The organism is Yersinia enterocolitica (genome assembly GCA_002082245.2).
GTDB lineage: Bacteria > Pseudomonadota > Gammaproteobacteria > Enterobacterales > Enterobacteriaceae > Yersinia > Yersinia enterocolitica_E.
Genome location: NBTC02000002.1, coordinates 2882086 through 2901015 on the forward strand (window position 1 = coordinate 2882086; position 18930 = coordinate 2901015).

Below are 18930 nucleotides of genomic sequence, written 5' to 3' on the forward strand. Positions count from 1 at the left end.
GGCTTTTTGTCGCTAAGCAGCATATGATCCTGTCAGCAAGAAGATGAGTGGTTAATCTTTCCGCACTAAAGGTTCATAGCGGCATCATATTGCTCACGGCGGCATTATTAAATTAACAAATACAAAACAAGACAGCACAATAGAGAAGGTTCTCATGTCAAATAACATTCGTATTGAAGAAGACCTGTTAGGTACACGAGAAGTCCCCGCAGAGGCTTACTACGGTGTTCATACCCTGCGTGCGATTGAAAACTTCTATATCAGTAACAGCAAAATCAGTGATGTTCCAGAGTTTGTACGCGGCATGGTCATGGTAAAAAAAGCAGCGGCAATGGCGAACAAAGAGCTACACACTATTCCACGCAAAATCGCGGATATCATTATTCAGGCATGTGATGAAGTTCTGGATAAAGGGAAGTGTATGGATCAGTTCCCGGTTGACGTGTTCCAAGGCGGCGCCGGTACCTCTTTAAACATGAACACCAACGAAGTTCTGGCCAATATCGGTCTGGAGCTGATGGGCTACCAGAAGGGAGAGTATCAATACCTTAACCCTAACGACCATCTGAACAAATGCCAATCCACCAACGATGCCTACCCAACCGGTTTCCGCATTGCGGTTTATACTTCCATCATGAAGTTGATCGAGGCGATTGATCAGTTAAAAGAAGGTTTCGAAAGAAAATCCAAAGAATTCGAAAAAATCCTGAAAATGGGCCGTACTCAGTTACAGGATGCGGTGCCAATGACGCTGGGTCAGGAATTCAAAGCCTTTGCTATCTTATTAAAAGAAGAAACCAAGAACCTGCAACGTACCGCAGAATTGCTGCTGGAAGTTAACCTGGGTGCCACCGCTATCGGTACTGCGCTGAACACACCAGAAGGCTACTCACAGTTAGCAATACAGAAATTATCTGAAATCAGTGGTTTGGCTTGTGTTCCGGCGGAAGACCTGATCGAAGCTACTTCTGACTGTGGCGCTTACGTGATGGTGCACAGTGCGCTAAAACGCCTGGCCGTTAAGATGTCAAAAATCTGCAACGACTTACGTTTGCTGTCATCTGGCCCACGTACTGGTCTGAATGAAATCAATCTGCCAGAATTACAGGCAGGTTCTTCAATCATGCCGGCCAAAGTTAACCCGGTTATCCCTGAAGTCGTTAACCAGGTTTGTTTTAAGGTGATCGGTAACGACACTTGCATTACTATGGCGGCCGAAGCAGGCCAACTCCAGTTGAACGTTATGGAGCCAGTGATTGGTCAGGCTATGTTTGAGTCTATCCATATCCTGACAAACGCCTGTTATAACCTGTTGGAAAAATGCATTAACGGTATTACTGCCAACAAAGAGGTCTGCGAACGTTACGTCTTTAACTCCATCGGTATCGTCACCTATCTCAACCCATTCATTGGCCACCATAATGGTGACATCGTGGGTAAAATCTGTGCAGAAACCGGTAAAAATGTGCGGGAAGTTGTTCTAGAACGCGGCTTGTTGACTGAAGCTGAGCTGGACGACATTTTCTCTGTTGAAAACCTGATGCATCCGGCTTATAAAGCGAAACGTTATACCGATGAAAATGAACAATAAAATAATCATCCGGTAGCCCTGAAAGGCACGCATGCTCCTCTGGACGGCGTGCCTTTTTACTTTCTGGCAAACACAATTTTTTAACTTTAATTTTTCATTTGGATCAAGGAGTAAACACTATGATAGCCGTAGAGTTAGTCATCGTCCTACTGGCCATTTTTTTAGGGGCCAGATTAGGTGGTATCGGTATCGGTTTTGCAGGCGGCATCGGTGTTTTGGTTTTAGCCATGATTGGCGTTAAACCCGGTAGCATTCCGTTCGATGTTATCTCAATTATTATGGCCGTTATTGCTGCAATCTCTGCGATGCAGGTAGCGGGCGGTATGGATTATCTGGTACAGCAAACTGAAAAGTTACTGCGTAAGAATCCAAAACACATCACCATTCTTGCTCCGCTGGTCACTTATTTTCTGACCATCTTTGCCGGGACAGGTAACATTTCTCTTTCAGCACTGCCCGTGATTGCAGAAGTGGCGAAAGAGCAAGGCATTAAACCTTGCCGCCCTCTGTCCACAGCAGTGGTCTCCGCACAGATAGCCATTACTGCCTCACCGATTTCCGCGGCAGTGGTTTACATGTCTTCCGTTATGGAAGGTCATGGCGTTAGCTATCTGCATCTGCTGATGATAGTCATCCCCTCTACCCTGTGTGCGGTGCTGGTGATGTCGCTGATCGTATCCTTGTGCTTTAACTCCAAACTGTCTGATGACCCTATCTATATCAAACGCTTGGAAGAAGGCTTAGTAACACTGCGCGGCGACACTGTAAAAGTGATCAAGCCACGGGCTAAAACGTCAGTGCTGCTGTTCCTGGCCGGCGTTCTTTGTGTGGTTGCCTATGCGATTATCAACAGCCCAAGTGTCGGTCTGGTTGCAACTCCGCTGATGAATACCACTAACGCCATCCTGATCATCATGCTGAGTGTGGCAACTATCACTACGCTGGTATGCTCGGTTGATACCGATTCAATCCTGAACTCCAGCACCTTCAAAGCCGGTATGAGTGCCTGTATCTGTATCCTGGGTGTAGCCTGGTTAGGTGATACCTTTGTACAGCACAACCTTGAGTGGATTAAAGAAACTGCGGGTAGCCTGATTCAGGCCCACTCATGGTTACTGGCCGTTATCTTCTTCTTCTGTTCTGCACTGTTGTACTCTCAGGCTGCAACTGCCAAGGCGTTGATGCCAATGGCAATGGCCCTGAACGTGTCACCACTGGCAGCCATTGCTTCTTTCGCGGCGGTGTCTGGTCTGTTTATTCTGCCAACCTACCCAACATTGGTAGCCGCGGTACAAATGGATGACACTGGTACCACGCGTATTGGTCGTTTCGTGTTTAACCATCCATTCTTCATCCCTGGCACCATCGGGGTGGCGCTGGCCGTTTGCTTCGGTTTTGTGATGGGCAGTCTGGTTCTGTAAGCGTTTTGGGGCGCAATTCATTTGCGCCCCACTCACATCAACAATTTTCCTCTACAACGCTCATTGGCAACTTTCATCGAATCCATCTCACTGTTACATAAATCATCTTCTGACCTGCCCACGCTTCGCGCTATAGTATCCAGGCAAGTATTCAGGTAACGCGTATATTCAGCACGTTACGCTCCGCTTCGTCATATAAGCCACGCGACCGATGAGGTTAAGATGTCTGATTGTGATGCAATTGTGGTATTGTGCACCGCCCCTGATGAAGCCAGCGCGCAAGATTTAGCCGCGCAGGTTCTGGGTGAGAAATTGGCCGCCTGTGCCACGCTGTTGCCCGGTGCAACCTCGATTTACTACTGGGAAGGTAAGCTCCAGCAAGAGTATGAAGTACAACTCTTGTTTAAGAGCGATACAGATCATCAGCAAGCCCTTCTCAGTTACATCAAACAACATCACCCCTACCAGACGCCAGAATTACTGGTGTTACCGGTACAGGGCGGAGATAAAGATTACCTGTCATGGCTCAACGCTTCATTACTCTGATTCTGCTGCTGTGCAGTGCTTTACTCGCACCGCACAGCGCACAGGCTTCACTATTTGGTGAGAGCTCCCCTCTTGGCCAAAAAAGCAGCCAGAGCCGGTTTCTTCCGGTCGATAGGGCGTTTGCCTTTGATTTTCGCCAACAAGGTGACCAGCTCACACTGAGTTGGCAGATTCATCCCGATTATTATCTGTATCGCCAGCAAATAAAAATTGTGCCACAGCACGCCACTCTCGGGGAATTTACTCTGCCAGAGGGTATTGCGCATCATGATGAGTTCTACGGTGAAGTGGCGATTTTCAAACAGCAGCTCGTGCTGAAAATCCCGATTTCGCAGGCTGCGGAAGGCGCGAGTGTCAGTGTCACCTATCAGGGCTGCGCCGAAGCTGGTTTCTGTTACCCGCCAGAAGTGCGGGTGGTGCCGCTTAATGCCGTTATCGCAAGCTCTGCAACCCCCGCCGTTAACCCACAGGGCACGGCACAGCCCCTCCAAGAAAGCGCGCCCACACCGGCTGAATTACCCTTCTCACCACTATGGGCGCTGTTAATTGGTATCGGCATCGCCTTTACCCCCTGCGTATTGCCAATGTATCCGCTGATTTCCGCCATTATTCTTGGCCGTGAAAAGCCCCACAGCCAGCGGCGAATATTGATACTGGCGGTGGTGTACGTGCAGGGCATGGCGTTGACCTATACCTTGCTCGGTTTGGTGGTGGCGGCGGCTGGCTTACAATTTCAGGCCGCGCTGCAACACCCGTATGTGTTGATTGGGCTATCGGTGCTGTTCGTATTATTGGCGCTATCGATGTTTGGCCTCTATTCGCTGCAACTGCCCTCGTCACTGCAAACCCGGTTGGTGCAGTGGAGTAGCAGCCAACGTGGCGGCTCGCTGGCCGGTGTCTTTGCCATGGGCGCACTGGCGGGCCTGATTTGCTCGCCGTGCACCACCGCGCCCCTCAGCGCCATTTTGCTGTATATCGCGCAAAGCGGAAATATGCTGGCCGGTGGCGGTACGTTGTATTTGTATGCGTTAGGTATGGGTATTCCACTGGTAGTTGTAACGCTGTTTGGCAACAAGCTGATCCCACGTAGCGGCCCATGGATGCAATATGTCAAAGAAGCTTTCGGCTTTGTGATTCTGGCGCTGCCGGTATTTCTGCTGGAAAGAGTACTGGGTGATGTCTGGGGCTTGCGTTTATGGAGCCTGCTGGCCATCGCCTTCTTCGGCTGGGCATTTGTACTCAGCCTTAAAGCTCATTCTGGCTGGGCGCGGGCCTTACAGTTGTTGCTATTGGCAGCACTGTTAATCGCTGCCCGCCCGTTACAGGATTGGGCTTTTAATGGCAACACACAGCAGATTGAAATCAAACACTTAACCTTCCAGCCAGTGGCTAATTTGCCGCAATTACAGGCTGCATTAGCGCAAGCGCAGGGCAAGCCGGTGATGCTGGATCTGTATGCCGACTGGTGCGTGGCCTGTAAAGAGTTTGAGAAATATACCTTCAGTGATAGCTATGTTCAGCGCCAGCTCGCGGATACTGTGCTCATTCAGGCTGATGTCACTAGCAACAGCGCCGAACATGCGGCGATGTTGAAAGAACTCAAGGTATTGGGCTTACCGACTATTCTATTTTTTGATGCGCAGGGTAAAGAAGTTCCCGCCGCCAGAGTGACCGGTTTTATGAACGCCGCTGAGTTCTTAGCACATTTGCAGCAAACCATGCCGCGCTAAACCATGCGAATGGTCTGGCGCGGTAGGTTATCAATTACTGCACGGTAGCCGCATCGGATAAGCGCTTTTTCATCTGGCTATATTGTTGCTCAACATAGTGCTCCGCCGCGTTTTGATCACTAATCGCCTCAACCTTAACGGCACAATGCTTGAATTCCGGTGTTTTTGACACCGGATCAACATGATCCACCGTCAACTCATTACAAGCACCAATCCACCACTGATAGGTCATATACACCGCCCCTAGGTTGGCTCGATCGGTAACACTGGCACGAGCGATCACTTTGCCACGCCGCGAGGAGATCCAGATCAGTGCCTGATCAACCACACCGAGCTGGCTGGCATCCTCTGGGTGTATTTGTACATAGCCAGGCTCATCTGCCAGAATCTTCAATGTAGCGCAGTTACCGGTCATCGAGCGGCAACTGTAGTGGCCCACCTCCCGCACGGTGCAAAGTGCCAGTGGGTAATCAGGGTTAGTCTGCTCATGGGGCGGTTGCCATGGTGCACAACTGAGTAAGCCTTTACCGTCCTCAGTAGCAAACTGGCTATCAGTATAGAGATACGGCGTGCCGGGGTGATCTTCTGTCGGGCAAGGCCATTGGACATAACCCAAACCGGCCATTTTCTCGTAGGTTGCACCATAGAACGGTGGGCACAGGTTGCGCATTTCATCCCAAATTTGGCGAGTATTTTGATACGCCATTGGGTAACCCATTGCCGTGGATATCAGGCTAATTATTTCCCAGTCAGGCTTCACATCGCCTTTCGGCTCGATGGCTTTGTTAAAATGCTGGAAGCCACGATCGGCGCTGGTATAAACCCCTTCATGTTCACCCCACGAGGTCGCTGGGAGTACCACATCCGCCAATTCGGCGGTTTTAGTCATAAAGATATCCTGCACCACCACCAGCTCTAATGCCTCGAACGCGGCGCGCATTGCAGCCAAATCAGGTTCGGTCTGGATTGGATCTTCACCAAACACGTAATAGGCTTTCAACTTGCCTTCTGCAACTTTATGCGGCACATCGGTAATCGAGTAACCGATATGCGCGGGTAACTCAGGCACTCCCCAGGCAGCAGCGAAGCGGCTTCTGGCTTCATCATCAGTCACTTTCTCATAACCGGGGAAGGTATTGGGCAGCACGCCCATATCACACGCGCCCTGCACATTATTTTGGCCGCGTACCGGCCCGACGCCAACATTTGGCCGCCCCAGATTACCGGTTAATAACGCCAGCGAAGACAAGCCCTTAACCACATCGACCGCCTGCCCCCATTGGGTGACGCCCATGCCCCACAAGATAGTGGCCGCCGGAGCGGCAGCATAAGTGCGCATGGCCTGTCGTACCGCTTGTGCCGGCAAGCCAGTAATGTGTTCAACATCCTCTGGGCGGTAATCTGCCACTCCAGCTTGCAGTTCTTCAAAGCCGCGCGTATGTGCACGAACATAATTAGCGTCGTACAGTTTTTCTTCAATCAGCACATAGATAAAGGCATTCACCAGTGCCATATTCGCGCCATTTTTCAGTGCCAACCATTGATCAGCAATACGGGCAGTTTCAATATGTCGCGGATCGCAAACGATCAGTTTGGCTCCCTTGTTTTTGGCCTTGAGGATCCGTCTGGCAACAATCGGGTGAGAGTCAGCCGCGTTATAACCAAACACCAACACACAGTCGGTATTTTCAATCTCACCAATCGAGTTACTCATCGCCCCATTGCCCAGTGTTTGCTGCAATCCTGCTACCGAGGGGCCATGACACAGTCGAGCGCAACAATCGATATTGTTGGTGCCGATGGCGGCACGTGCAAACTTCTGCATCACATAGTTGGCCTCATTGCCCGGCCCCCTTGAGGAGCCAGTCATCATGATGGCATCCGCACCATGGCGCTTTTTTATTGCTTTGAGTTTGGTGGTAATAAAGGCAATGGCTTCCTGCCAGCTCACACGCTGAAATGCCTCACCCCGCTTATGCCGTAATAATGGCGCGGTCAGTCGTGGGGTTAGCAACCGGGTATCGTTGAGGAAATCCCAGCCATAGTAACCTTTCAGGCATAACTCCCCCTGATTTGTGACACCATTGGCCGGCTGGGCGCCAACAATTTCGCCATCCTCAACCAATAAGTTTAATTTGCATCCAGAACCGCAATAAGGGCAGACCGTGAGGATCTTTTCCATTTTATTATCCTTATGACCACAAAGGTTACCGGACGATACCCGGCGCAGCACCACGAGCAGCGCGCAATTGCCTGTCCCGCTGTAGCGTTTCCAACGCCATCGGCGTCACCAATTTCAATGCGTTGGTTGGGCAGACTTCTATACAGGCTGGGCCTGCCTCACGGGAATGGCATAAATCACATTTATGCGCTTGCGCCCGTACCATTGAGTCATGGCTTGGCTGCTCAACCATATTCATCGCCCCGAATGGGCAGACCAACATGCAGGTTTTGCAGCCAATACAGCGAGATGCCATTACCTGAACCCCATGAATGCCTGTGACAATGGCACCGTTCGGGCAGGAGTTCTCGCAGGGCGCATCCTCACATTGATGACACAAGATTGGGGTGCTGACGGCAAAGCTTTTCATTACGCTCAAGCGCGGATGGAACTGCTCTGGCGTAATGGTGCTGGCGTTATTATCGGGGCTGTGCGCCACCACACAGGCAATTTCACAGGTGCGGCAACCAATGCACTGCGTCATATCGGCGATTACAAATCGGTTCATCTTCTCTCCTGGCCGCCGGGGTTATAAAACATTGAGATAATAAGCAATGCTTTCGGCCGCTTTGCGCCCCTCGGCAATGGCCGTGACAATCAGATCTGCGCCACGCACGATGTCACCACCCGCAAAGATTTTTGGGTTACTGGTTTGATACGGGTAACCGGAAATCGTCGGTGCGACCACTCGCCCCTGCTTATCCAGCACCACATTGTGTTCTGCCAGCCACGACATACGGTGCGGGCTAAAACCAAAGGCCATAATCACCGCGTCGGCCGGAATAATGTGCTCGGAGCCGGTGATTGGGCGGGCCTGCCGCCGCCCTTTAGCATCTGCCTGCCCCATTTCAGTGCGAACCATTTTGATACCAGTAACCTGCCCCTGTTCATCCACCTCAATCTTTTGTGGCTGAAGATTGAACATAAATTCGGCCCCCTCCTCGCGCGCATTTTTCACCTCTCGCTTGGAGCCAGGCATGTTCTTTTCATCACGGCGGTAAGCACAAATCACGCTGCTAGCACCATGGCGCAACGACGTACGCACACAATCCATCGCAGTATCGCCGCCGCCCAAAACCACTACCCGTTGGTTTTCCATGCTGACATAAGGGTGAGCACCACTGCCCGCGTACCCCATCAGGTGTTGGGTATTGCCGATCAGGAATGGCAAAGCATCGTAAACCCCTTGAGCATCCTCATTTTCCAACCCGGAGCGCATTGAACGGTATGTTCCCACGCCGAGGAATAGGGCATCGAAATCACTAAGCAGGCTCTCCATGGTGATATCCCGCCCAATCTCGGTATTTAGGCAGAACTCGACACCCATCTCGCTAAAAATCTCACGCCGACGGGTCATCACACCTTTCTCTAATTTGAATGCCGGAATACCAAAGGTTAACAAACCACCGATTTCGGGATAACGATCAAACACCACCGGTGTAATGCCGTTACGGACCAGAATATCCGCACACCCTAACCCCGCAGGCCCTGCACCGATGATAGCAACACGTTTACCCGTGGGTTTGACTTGCGACATATCCGGCCGCCAGCCGGTGGCTAATGCCGTTTCCGTAATATGCCGTTCAATCTGACCAATCGTCACTGCGCCATCGTGGTCGTTTAAAGTACAAGCTTGTTCACACAAACGGTCCTGCGGGCAAACTCGGCCACATATCTCTGGCAAACTACTGGTTTGGTGGGATAACTCAGCTGCTTCATGAATACGGCCCTGATGAGCCAATGAAATCCATTTCGGGATAGCGTTATGTAGCGGGCAGGTCCACTGACAGATGGTTTTATCACCGCAATTTAAACAACGTTCAGCCTGCTCATGGATTTGGCCTTCGGTGAACGGCAGATAGATCTCGGCAAAACTTGCCTTACGCTCCGCCAGTGGGATTTTTTTAGGCTCAAGGCGCGGTGTTCGTGGCCGCTGCAATAGATTAACCGGTGCCACATCACGAATATTTTTGCTCAGTGGGCTGAATGAGTGCGCCGCGCCAGCAGAAGTAGCACTACTGAACAAACGGCCATTGTGCTCATTCAATGCGGTGCGCTGGCGCTTTTGCTGCTGTTGCCGGAGTAGATAATGTTGATCAACCAGTGTCAGGGCCTGCGTCGGACAGGTTTTGATACAAGCAGGGCCATCAGGCTGATCAATACAAAGGTCGCATTTCTGTGCTTCAGTACGTTGATAGGCATCGGCCAGACGATGACTCGCAGGTTGTACCGTCTCGGTCACCACCGTCATCATGCCAAACGGGCAGGCGATCATGCAGGTTTTGCAGCCGATACATTTTTCCTGAATAACCTGAACACTGTTATTTAACTCAACGATGGCACCATTCGGGCAAGTGCTGGCACAAGGGGCATCTTCACAATGGTGACAAAAGACCGCAGTGGCACTTTGGTTACCTTTAAATACTTTCACCCGAGGTGTGAAATAGTCAGGTTTATCAGGGAATGTCCCCTCATGATGAGCGACCACACAAGCTACTTCACAGCTCCGACAGCCAATACAACTTTCGGCGTCAGCCACAATAAATGGATTCATCTTATTTCTTCCCAGAAGTCACGCCATTGCCGGATAAATAATTATTATTTGCAACAACTATTCACAACTCTATCAAATCATTAACCTTACAAACATAGTGTCTATAATATTGTATTATTACAATTAATTTTTAATGCAAAAGAATCGTGCCATTGCTGATATTTCGGGATAATTAAATAGGCAAATGCACGAAGATAAAGAGTAATAAATAGCGGGAAGAATCGATTAATCACAGTTATTTTACCCAGTTATTTACAATAATAAAGAGATTTAACTCGGACAATGTTAATTAGATGTTTATTTACCCCATCTGAATACTAAAGATAATTTTGATCTAGATCAGTTTATTATCAGGATTAAAAATAATCTCATTGGGATATAACCAAACTAGTTGCTGTTGCGGTAAGACCGCTCGCACCGTCGCAACCTCAAGTCCGACGGGTATTTGTGATGATAACCCCACTTCGCTGTACAGCCACACAACAATTAAATAATTTAGCCGCATTTTTTTGGGCCTATGCACAATGCGAATTATTTCTCCGCTCCATATAATGTATCTGGCGCTAACGAAGACATTTATGAAAATTGATTTTTTTATTTATATAACACCAAATAAAAAATAGGTTATTGCATCTCATTCATAACGAATTTAAATGCGGCAACCTAAATAATGATTATAGAGGGTATAAAAATGAGTCTGGAAGCCGCTGTGACTGAAAAACGGACCCACGTCCGATATATAATATTATTGATTATCTTTATTGTGACTGCAATTAACTATGCTGACCGGGCAACATTGTCAATTGCAGGCACCGAAGTGGCAAAAGAATTGCAATTAGATGCTGTTGCAATGGGTTATATCTTCTCAGCCTTTGGTTGGGCTTACCTGCTAATGCAAATACCGGGTGGTTGGTTATTAGACCGCTACGGCTCCAAGCGGGTCTACACCTATAGCCTGTTCTTCTGGTCGTTATTTACCTTTACGCAAGGGTTTGTCGACATGTTCCCGATAGCGTATGCCGCTATCTCCATGTTTATCATGCGCTTTATGTTAGGTTTCTCTGAAGCCCCCTCTTTCCCGGCTAACGCCAGAATTGTCGCGGCCTGGTTTCCAACCAAAGAAAGAGGCACCGCTTCAGCCATTTTTAACTCTGCACAATACTTCTCTCTGGCCCTTTTCTCTCCGTTATTAGGTTATTTAACCTTTGCCTGGGGCTGGCAGCATGTATTTACTGTGATGGGCGGGCTAGGTTTCGTATTAACCATTGCCTGGGTTAAATTTATCCATAACCCGACCGATCACCCGGGTATGTCTGCATCTGAACTTGAATACATAAAACAAGGTGGTGCTGTTGTCGATATGGACCACAAGAAACCTGACGGTCATAAAAGCGGTCCTAAATTAGATTATCTGAAGCAATTATTGGCTAGCCGAATGATGTTAGGTGTCTTCTTTGGTCAATACTTTATTAATACCATTACCTGGTTCTTCCTAACCTGGTTCCCCATTTATTTAGTACAAGATAAAGGGATGTCTATTTTAAAAGTGGGGATGGTGGCCTCTATCCCGGCATTGTGCGGATTTGCCGGTGGTGTATTAGGTGGCGTATTCTCTGACTCACTCATTAAACGTGGTCACTCTCTGACTTTTGCCCGTAAAGTCCCTATCGTGTTAGGTATGTTATTGGCATCAAGCATTATTCTGTGTAACTACGTCGATAGTGACGTAGTGGTGGTCGCACTGATGGCATTGGCCTTCTTTGGTAAAGGTTTCGGTGCATTGGGCTGGCCAGTTATTGCTGATACCGCACCAAAAGAAATTGTTGGTTTATGTGGCGGATTATTTAACGTATTTGGTAACGTCGCCTCTATTGTCACACCGCTGGTTATCGGTTATCTGGTGAAAGAATTACACTCCTTTAATGCCGCATTAATCTTTGTTGGATGCTCTGCCATTATGGCTATGTTCTGCTACTTATTTGTTGTAGGCGATATCAAACGTCTGGAATTGAAAACATCTTAAGGGAATAACAATAGGTGCCTCTTATGGGGCACTTGTTGTTTGAAATATAGCGACAGGACACCTAATGAAAATAGTCATCGCACCAGACTCTTATAAAGAAAGTTTATCGGCAATAGCAGTAGCTCAGGCTATTGAACAAGGTTTTAGAGAAATATTCCCTTATGCTGAATACATCAAGATCCCCGTGGCTGATGGTGGTGAAGGCACTGTCGACGCCATGATCAGCGCAACCGGCGGCCAAAAAATCATGACTGATGTTACCGGGCCGCTGGGTAATAAAATCCAGGCTTTCTGGGGATTATCAGGTGATAGGAAGTCGGCTTTTATTGAGATGGCAGCGGCCAGCGGACTGGAATTGGTCCCTCCCGAATTGAGGAACCCGTTAAATACTACCTCCTACGGTACCGGTGAATTAATCCGTGCGGCGCTGCAAACAGGCGTGCGTCATATTATTATCGGTATCGGTGGCAGTGCCACCAACGATGGCGGTGCAGGTATGGTACAGGCGCTAGGAGCCAAATTGCGTAACGCCTACGGCGCAGAGATTGATTTTGGTGGCGGCAGTTTACATAACATTGCCTCGATAGATGTGTCGCAGCTGGACCCACGCCTTAAAGATTGCCGCATTGAAGTCGCTTGTGATGTGACCAATCCGCTGACCGGTGAGCAAGGTGCTTCCGCTATTTTTGGCCCACAGAAGGGGGCTACGGCCGCAATGATTGTGATACTGGATAATAACCTGGTCCATTACGCGCAGATGGTTAAACAATATCTGGGAATAGACGTAGATAGGATACCCGGCGCGGGGGCCGCTGGCGGTATGGGGGCCGCATTGTTAGCATTTTGCGGTGCACAGTTGCGCCAGGGCGTGGAGATAGTCGCTGAAGCATTAGACCTGGAAACCTATATCAAAGACTGTCATTTCGTTCTGACCGGTGAAGGCCGGATAGACAGCCAAAGTATCAATGGCAAAGTCCCGGTCGGTGTCGCTCGATTAGCCAAAAAATACAATAAACCAGTGATTGGTATTGCCGGCAGCCTGGCTACCGATGCCAACATTGTTCATCAACATGGTGTTGATGCTATTTTCAGTATTATTTACCATATTTGTACACTTGACGATGCACTCTCTCAGGCAACTGAAAATATCAGAACTGCTTCTCGCAATATCGCCTCTGTTATTAATATTGGCATAGCCTCATTTGATATCAAAGCATCATTTGATATCAAAGCATCAGCATAATAAAAGCCCGCGTACCCCTTTTTAACATAGCCCTTTGTCGAAGGGCTTTTTTTATATGCATTTTTAATGTCAAAGTATGTCGGCGATAAATGACCTTTTCGTGATAATGCTCACCTGCTTTTGGGCTTGCGAACAAAAATAGGCATTAAACCCATTAGCATCTAGGTCATCCGCACAATGCCTTGCTCTTTTTAGCGGCGTATACTTATTTACAAGCTAGTGAGCATTATGTTTAAGACAAATAATGGCTGTATTGATAAAAATAACAGTTATGTTATCAACATAATTATCGTACCCAAAAAAATTAAAGGGTATATAAGGGAAATATTATGAGCATTTGTAATAGTCCTGTAGACAACCCGCTTTATATTAAAGTACAGGACGCGGATAATGTTGCCATTGTGGTTAATAACAATGGCCTATGTGCTGGCACTCGGTTTAAATGTGGCCTTGAACTTATTGAGCATGTGCCACAAGGCCATAAAGTGGCTTTGGTCGATATTCCTAAAGGCGGCCCAATCATTCGTTATGCTGAGGTGATTGGTCTGGCAGTGCGGGATATCGCTCGCGGCGGCTGGATAGATGAATCGTTGGTTGAATTACCTGCCGCACCTGCACTGGAGACCTTACCCCTTGCCACCGCAGTCCCCGAGGCTCTGCCACCACTGGAAGGTTATACCTTTGAGGGCTATCGCAACGCTGACGGCAGTGTCGGGACCAAAAACCTACTCGCGATTACCACCAGCGTACATTGCGTCGCTGGCGTGGTGGATTATGTGGTCAATATCATTGAGCGCACCCTACTACCCAAATATCCCAATGTCGATGGCGTAGTTGCACTGAATCACTTATATGGCTGTGGAGTGGCAATCAATGCCCCAGCAGCGGTAGTGCCCATTCGCACTATTCATAACTTGGCCCTTAACCCCAATTTTGGTGGCGAAGTGATGGTCGTCGGTCTCGGTTGTGAAAAGCTCCAACCCGAGCGGCTGCTGGAAGGGACACCTGACGTGCAGGTTATCTCACTGGATGAAAGCAATATCGTGCGCTTGCAGGATGAGAAACACATCGGCTTCCGTTCCATGGTCGATGACATTCTGCAAGTGGCGGAAAAGCACCTGCAACGCCTGAATATGCGCCAACGTGAAACCTGCCCGGCCTCTGAATTGGTGGTCGGTATGCAATGCGGTGGCAGTGACGCTTTCTCTGGCGTAACCGCCAACCCTGCAGTGGGCTATGCTTCAGACTTACTGGTGCGTTGCGGCGCAACCGTCATGTTCTCTGAAGTCACGGAAGTGCGTGATGCTATCCATCTGTTAACCCCACGGGCGATTAACGAGGAGGTTGGCAGAAGGTTACTGGAAGAGATGAAATGGTACGACGACTATCTCGAAACCGGCAAAACCGATCGTAGCGCCAACCCTTCACCCGGGAATAAAAAGGGCGGATTGGCAAACGTCGTGGAAAAAGCACTCGGTTCCATTGCCAAATCCGGCCGCAGCGCCATTGTGGAAGTGCTTTCACCGGGGCAGCGCCCCACCAAGCGTGGGCTGATTTTTGCAGCCACCCCAGCCAGTGATTTTGTCTGCGGCACGCAACAGTTAGCATCTGGTATTACCGTTCAGGTATTTACCACCGGGCGCGGCACCCCTTATGGTCTGGCGGCAGTGCCGGTAATCAAAATGGCAACCCGCACTGATCTGGCTAACCGCTGGCATGACCTGATGGATATCGATGCCGGAACCATTGCGACAGGTGATGCCACTATTGAAGAGGTTGGTCAGCAATTATTTGAATTTATTCTGGATATTGCCAGTGACCGCAAACGGACGTGGTCCGATCAATGGGGGCTGCGCAATGCCTTGGCGGTGTTTAATCCGGCACCAGTGACCTAAGTATCAGTGAATCATCAGGCCGGGTGACACTCACTCGGCCTGCTCTTCTTGCTATCACATCTATCTCTACTCCTGCTCGCCCAATTGAAGCGCCACATACAGCAGCAAGCGATCATCAAAGTTCGCTAAATCTAAACCGGTCAGTTCGGAAATACGATTCAACCGATACTCCAGGGTATTGCGATGAATAAATAACGCTTTGGCAGTAGCCGTTGGCTGCACGTTATTACGGAACCAGCAGGCCAGAGTGCGCCGCAACAGACCGTTACTGTCCATCGCCCGTAATTTAGCCAGTGGTAAGGCTAATTCATTGGCCTGCCAGCCACCACGCAAACTATCAAGCAATACCGGTAACACCAAATCCTGATAGTAATAGCTGCGTTGCTCCGGCATCCGTTGCTTACCGACCGCCATGGTAGTACGAGCGGTACGGTATGAGCGCGCAATACTGCCCGGCCCGGTAAAGAAATTGCCAAGCGACAGGCGCACTCGCAACCGGCCCCGCTCAGTCATGCGCGACAGCAAAGACTCCATACGCCGCCGGTGATCAATAGCATCCCAGCGGCCATGGCTATTTAGCGCCGGTTTAAGCACCACCATCTCAGTCAGTGAAACAATCGCAATCAGGTTATTGCGCTCTGGCGTCGTCAACAGGGTTTGCAGCTCTTGTAATTCCGACATAGCACTGTCGACACTCAACTGGCCGCTGTCCACATCCACCACGGCTACGACCCGTGGTTCATTGATATCCACCCCAAGGCGCTGCGCCCATTCAATCAGTGCCGGTGATATTTCTTCGGTGCGGATCAAGTTCAATACCAACTCTTCACGCAGACGGCTATCCTGCGCCAGCAGATGCACCAACCGCGCCTGCTCCATCATCATCTCTGCTGCCATGCACACCAGTTCGCCATATTGACGTAGTTGCCCCGGGTTGCCGGTTAGGCCAATCACCCCCACGATTTCGCCCTCAAGGCGCAATGGCAGGTTGATCCCTGGCCTCACCCCGTGCAACTGGCGAGCAACAGCTTCATCGATATCGACAATCCGGCCATGAGACAGCGACAAGAGCGCCCCTTCATGCAGTTCGCCAAGGCGCTCTTCATCACCACTACCAATGATCCGCCCTTTACCATCCATCACATTAATATTGGTATCAATGATCTTCATGGTACGGGTAACAATATCCTGGGCTAGCCGGGGGTCAAGATTATATACACTCATGAATGGGCCTCAGTCTGGGCTGATGCACCAGCATATGAGGTCTGGAAGGGGAATACATTGGACAAACGCCCAATTCACACCACAAAGAAAGAGAGTTGAGGGACGGGTCACATAAATGGCAAGACCGGGGGCATGTTGCTGGCAAAGTTGAGCGCCAACGAGGAAATCAGGGCCAATCAATCGTTAGCCCTGATAGAGATTTACCGGTGGATGGTTATGACCAAAAGCGTGTTATTTACTTTCTTGCGCTGATTTACCGACAGCCATCCCCATCGCCAGCGTGGCGGCAATATTGCGTGCGGTCATAAACACATTGGCTGCCGCATTATCCAGTGCCTGCTCCAGAGTACAGATACTGTAGATCACGCTGAATACCGCATCCAGACCATGCTCATACACCACATCAACATCATCTGTCAGGCTACCGGCAATACCAATCACTGGCTTATTATAACGTTTGGCAACTCTCGCGACACCAATCGGCACTTTGCCGTGAATGGTTTGGCTATCAATGCGCCCTTCGCCGGTAATAACAAATGTCGCGTCCCTAACCAAAGCGTCCAGACCAAGAGCATCGGTAACAATATCAATACCGGGACTTAAGGTTGCACCGCAAAACGCCAGTAATGCCGCGCCTAAACCACCCGCCGCGCCAGCGCCTTCAACCTGGTCAACATCAATATCAAGATAACGTTTAATGATACCTGCATAATGCTGCAAACCGTCATCCAGTTGGCTAACCATCTCAGGTGTCGCCCCTTTCTGCCGCCCAAAAATAGCCGATGCCCCTTCACTGCCAGTCAGTGGATTGGTGACATCACAAGCAACATCGATTTGGCACTGCTTAATCCGCGGATCCAGTCCTGAGATATCAATAACATCCAGTTCAGCCAGCTTCCCGCCGCCAAAACCAATCTGCTTACCCTGCTTATCCAGCAGTTTGACACCCAGCGCTTGCACCATGCCCGCACCGCCATCATTGGTGGCACTGCCACCGATGCCGATAATTATATGTTTGACCCCCTGATCCAGCGCATTACAAATCAATTCGCCGGTACCGTAGGAAGTGGTTTTCAGTGGGTTGCGCAGTTCTGGTGGAACCAGCTCTAGCCCGCTGGCGGCCGCCATTTCAATAAAAGCCGATTTTTCATCACCGGATATTCCGTAAAAAGCCGCAACTTCGTCACCTAACGGGCCGGTCACATTGACCTGAATAATCCGGCCAGTGGTGGCCGCGACCATGGCCTCAACGGTACCTTCACCACCATCCGCGACCGGCAATTTGATATATTGTGCATCGGGAAATTGAGTGCGAAAACCCGCTTCAATCTGCACCGCAACATCCAGCGCAGATAAGCTTTCTTTATAAGAGTCTGGGGCGATGACTATTTTCATAAATGATTCAATCTCATGAGCTATCCAATACCGCACAGGCTCCGACGTTATAAACCGGCCGCTCAGGATAACGGAATGCTTACCAGTATAGCCCTGTTACCCAGTAGCCCGGCACCCGCAGGCACCGGTGCCACCGATTAACGAGTGACTTCAACTTTAGCCAATTTCTCGTAATAACACGCCAATGCACTGTGGTCAGCGGTGCCCAAACCATCAGCTTTCAGCGCCTGCATCATCTCCATCACGGCTGCGGTCAGGGGCAACTGAGCACCGACGCCATGTGAGGTGTCGAGGGCATTAGCTAAGTCTTTGATATGTAGATCGATACGGAAGCCTGGTTTGAAGTTACGATCCATCACCATCGGTGCCTTGGCTTCCAACACGGTACTGCCTGCCAGACCACCACGGATCGCTTGGAATACCAGATCAGGGTTCACTCCCGCCTTAGTTGCCAGCACCAAGGCTTCAGACATCGCGGCAATATTCAGTGCGACAATCACCTGATTGGCCAGTTTAGTCACATTACCAGCACCAATATCACCAGTATGCACCACCGATCCCCCCATGGCTTTCATCACCTCGAAACAGCTCTCGAATACCGCTTTATCACCACCCACCATCACTGACAAGGTGCCATCGATAGCTTTTGGCTCACCACCACTGACTGGCGCGTCCAACATTGCAACCTGCTTTAGTGCCAGCGCTTCACTGATTTCACGGCTAACCAGCGGTGCAATCGAACTCATATCAATCAGCACAGAACCCGGTTTAGCACCTTCAATAACACCGTTTTCACCCAGTACCACTTCTTTTACATGAGGCGAATTAGGTAGCATGGTAATGATGATATCGCATTCTGCTGCCAGCGCTTTTGGTGTCGTTGCCGTACGCGCGCCAGCCGTGATCAATTCATCCAGCACCGCAGCATTACGATCGAGGACTGTTAATGAGTAGCCCGCTTTCAGCAGATTTTTACTCATTGGTTTTCCCATAATCCCTAAACCAATAAAGCCGATTTTCATTTATTACTCCTCAATTAAGTCGGAAGGCCGTCAACGCGGCAGTACTAAACTGTCAAAACAGACTG

Annotated in this window: 13 protein-coding genes; 7 read left to right on the top strand and 6 right to left on the bottom strand. The window is 49.6% G+C overall.

What is annotated here, in order from left to right; all coding sequences use genetic code 11:
- The first annotated feature begins 154 nt into the window (after positions 1 to 154).
- The 4 genes from aspA to dipZ all read left to right on the top strand — a co-directional run bounded on the left by aspA (position 155) and on the right by dipZ (position 5288).
- Entirely contained in the window at positions 155 to 1591 is a 1437-nt protein-coding gene (gene aspA, locus A6J66_014685) for an aspartate ammonia-lyase (GenBank protein ID PNM25316.1), read from the top strand.
- Positions 1592 to 1710: 119 nt separating this feature from the next.
- Positions 1711 to 3012 (top strand): anaerobic C4-dicarboxylate transporter, encoded by a 1302-nt coding sequence (locus A6J66_014690; GenBank protein ID PNM25317.1) that lies wholly within the window; start codon positions 1711 to 1713, stop codon positions 3010 to 3012.
- A gap of 222 nt (positions 3013 to 3234) precedes the next feature.
- Positions 3235 to 3558, top strand: a complete 324-nt coding sequence (locus tag A6J66_014695; protein PNM25318.1) for a divalent cation tolerance protein CutA — start codon at positions 3235 to 3237, stop codon at positions 3556 to 3558.
- Positions 3534 to 5288: a protein-disulfide reductase DsbD gene (gene dipZ, locus A6J66_014700; GenBank protein PNM25319.1), complete on the top strand. Its 1755-nt coding sequence runs from the start codon at positions 3534 to 3536 to the stop codon at positions 5286 to 5288. The genes A6J66_014695 and dipZ overlap by 25 nt, the downstream gene beginning before the upstream one ends.
- Before the next feature lie 34 nt (positions 5289 to 5322).
- Here the strand turns inward: dipZ and A6J66_014705 are convergent, their stop codons facing one another.
- Genes A6J66_014705 through A6J66_014715 form a run of 3 tightly spaced genes read right to left on the bottom strand, consistent with a single transcriptional unit; the run spans position 5323 to position 10063 of the window.
- Positions 5323 to 7470: a formate dehydrogenase subunit alpha gene (locus A6J66_014705; protein PNM25320.1), complete on the bottom strand. Its 2148-nt coding sequence runs from the start codon at positions 7468 to 7470 to the stop codon at positions 5323 to 5325.
- Positions 7471 to 7495: 25 nt separating this feature from the next.
- On the bottom strand, positions 7496 to 8017 hold the full coding sequence (locus A6J66_014710; protein ID PNM25321.1) for a 4Fe-4S dicluster domain-containing protein: 522 nt from the start codon (positions 8015 to 8017) through the stop codon (positions 7496 to 7498).
- A gap of 21 nt (positions 8018 to 8038) precedes the next feature.
- Positions 8039 to 10063, bottom strand: coding sequence for an oxidoreductase FeS-binding subunit (locus tag A6J66_014715; GenBank protein ID PNM25322.1), 2025 nt, complete (start codon positions 10061 to 10063; stop codon positions 8039 to 8041).
- 691 nt (positions 10064 to 10754) lie between these two features.
- Here A6J66_014715 and A6J66_014720 point away from each other — a divergent pair.
- From A6J66_014720 to garD, 3 genes are all read left to right on the top strand, one after another.
- Positions 10755 to 12086, top strand: a complete 1332-nt coding sequence (locus tag A6J66_014720) for an MFS transporter (protein PNM25323.1) — start codon at positions 10755 to 10757, stop codon at positions 12084 to 12086.
- Positions 12087 to 12150: 64 nt separating this feature from the next.
- Positions 12151 to 13329, top strand: coding sequence for a glycerate kinase (locus tag A6J66_014725; GenBank protein ID PNM25324.1), 1179 nt, complete (start codon positions 12151 to 12153; stop codon positions 13327 to 13329).
- A 329-nt stretch (positions 13330 to 13658) separates the two neighbouring features.
- Positions 13659 to 15224 carry a galactarate dehydratase gene (gene garD, locus A6J66_014730; GenBank protein PNM25325.1) on the top strand — a complete coding sequence of 522 codons (1566 nt, stop codon included), beginning with the start codon at positions 13659 to 13661 and terminating at the stop codon, positions 15222 to 15224.
- Positions 15225 to 15290: 66 nt separating this feature from the next.
- Here the strand turns inward: garD and A6J66_014735 are convergent, their stop codons facing one another.
- The 3 genes from A6J66_014735 to A6J66_014745 all read right to left on the bottom strand — a co-directional run bounded on the left by A6J66_014735 (position 15291) and on the right by A6J66_014745 (position 18865).
- The gene (locus tag A6J66_014735; protein ID PNM25326.1) at positions 15291 to 16448 is read right to left on the bottom strand and encodes a CdaR family transcriptional regulator; all 1158 of its coding nucleotides are present in this window, start codon (positions 16446 to 16448) and stop codon (positions 15291 to 15293) included.
- A gap of 231 nt (positions 16449 to 16679) precedes the next feature.
- Positions 16680 to 17843, bottom strand: coding sequence for a glycerate kinase (locus A6J66_014740; GenBank protein PNM25327.1), 1164 nt, complete (start codon positions 17841 to 17843; stop codon positions 16680 to 16682).
- 137 nt (positions 17844 to 17980) lie between these two features.
- Positions 17981 to 18865: a 2-hydroxy-3-oxopropionate reductase gene (locus tag A6J66_014745; GenBank protein PNM25328.1), complete on the bottom strand. Its 885-nt coding sequence runs from the start codon at positions 18863 to 18865 to the stop codon at positions 17981 to 17983.
- Positions 18866 to 18930: the final 65 nt, after the last annotated feature.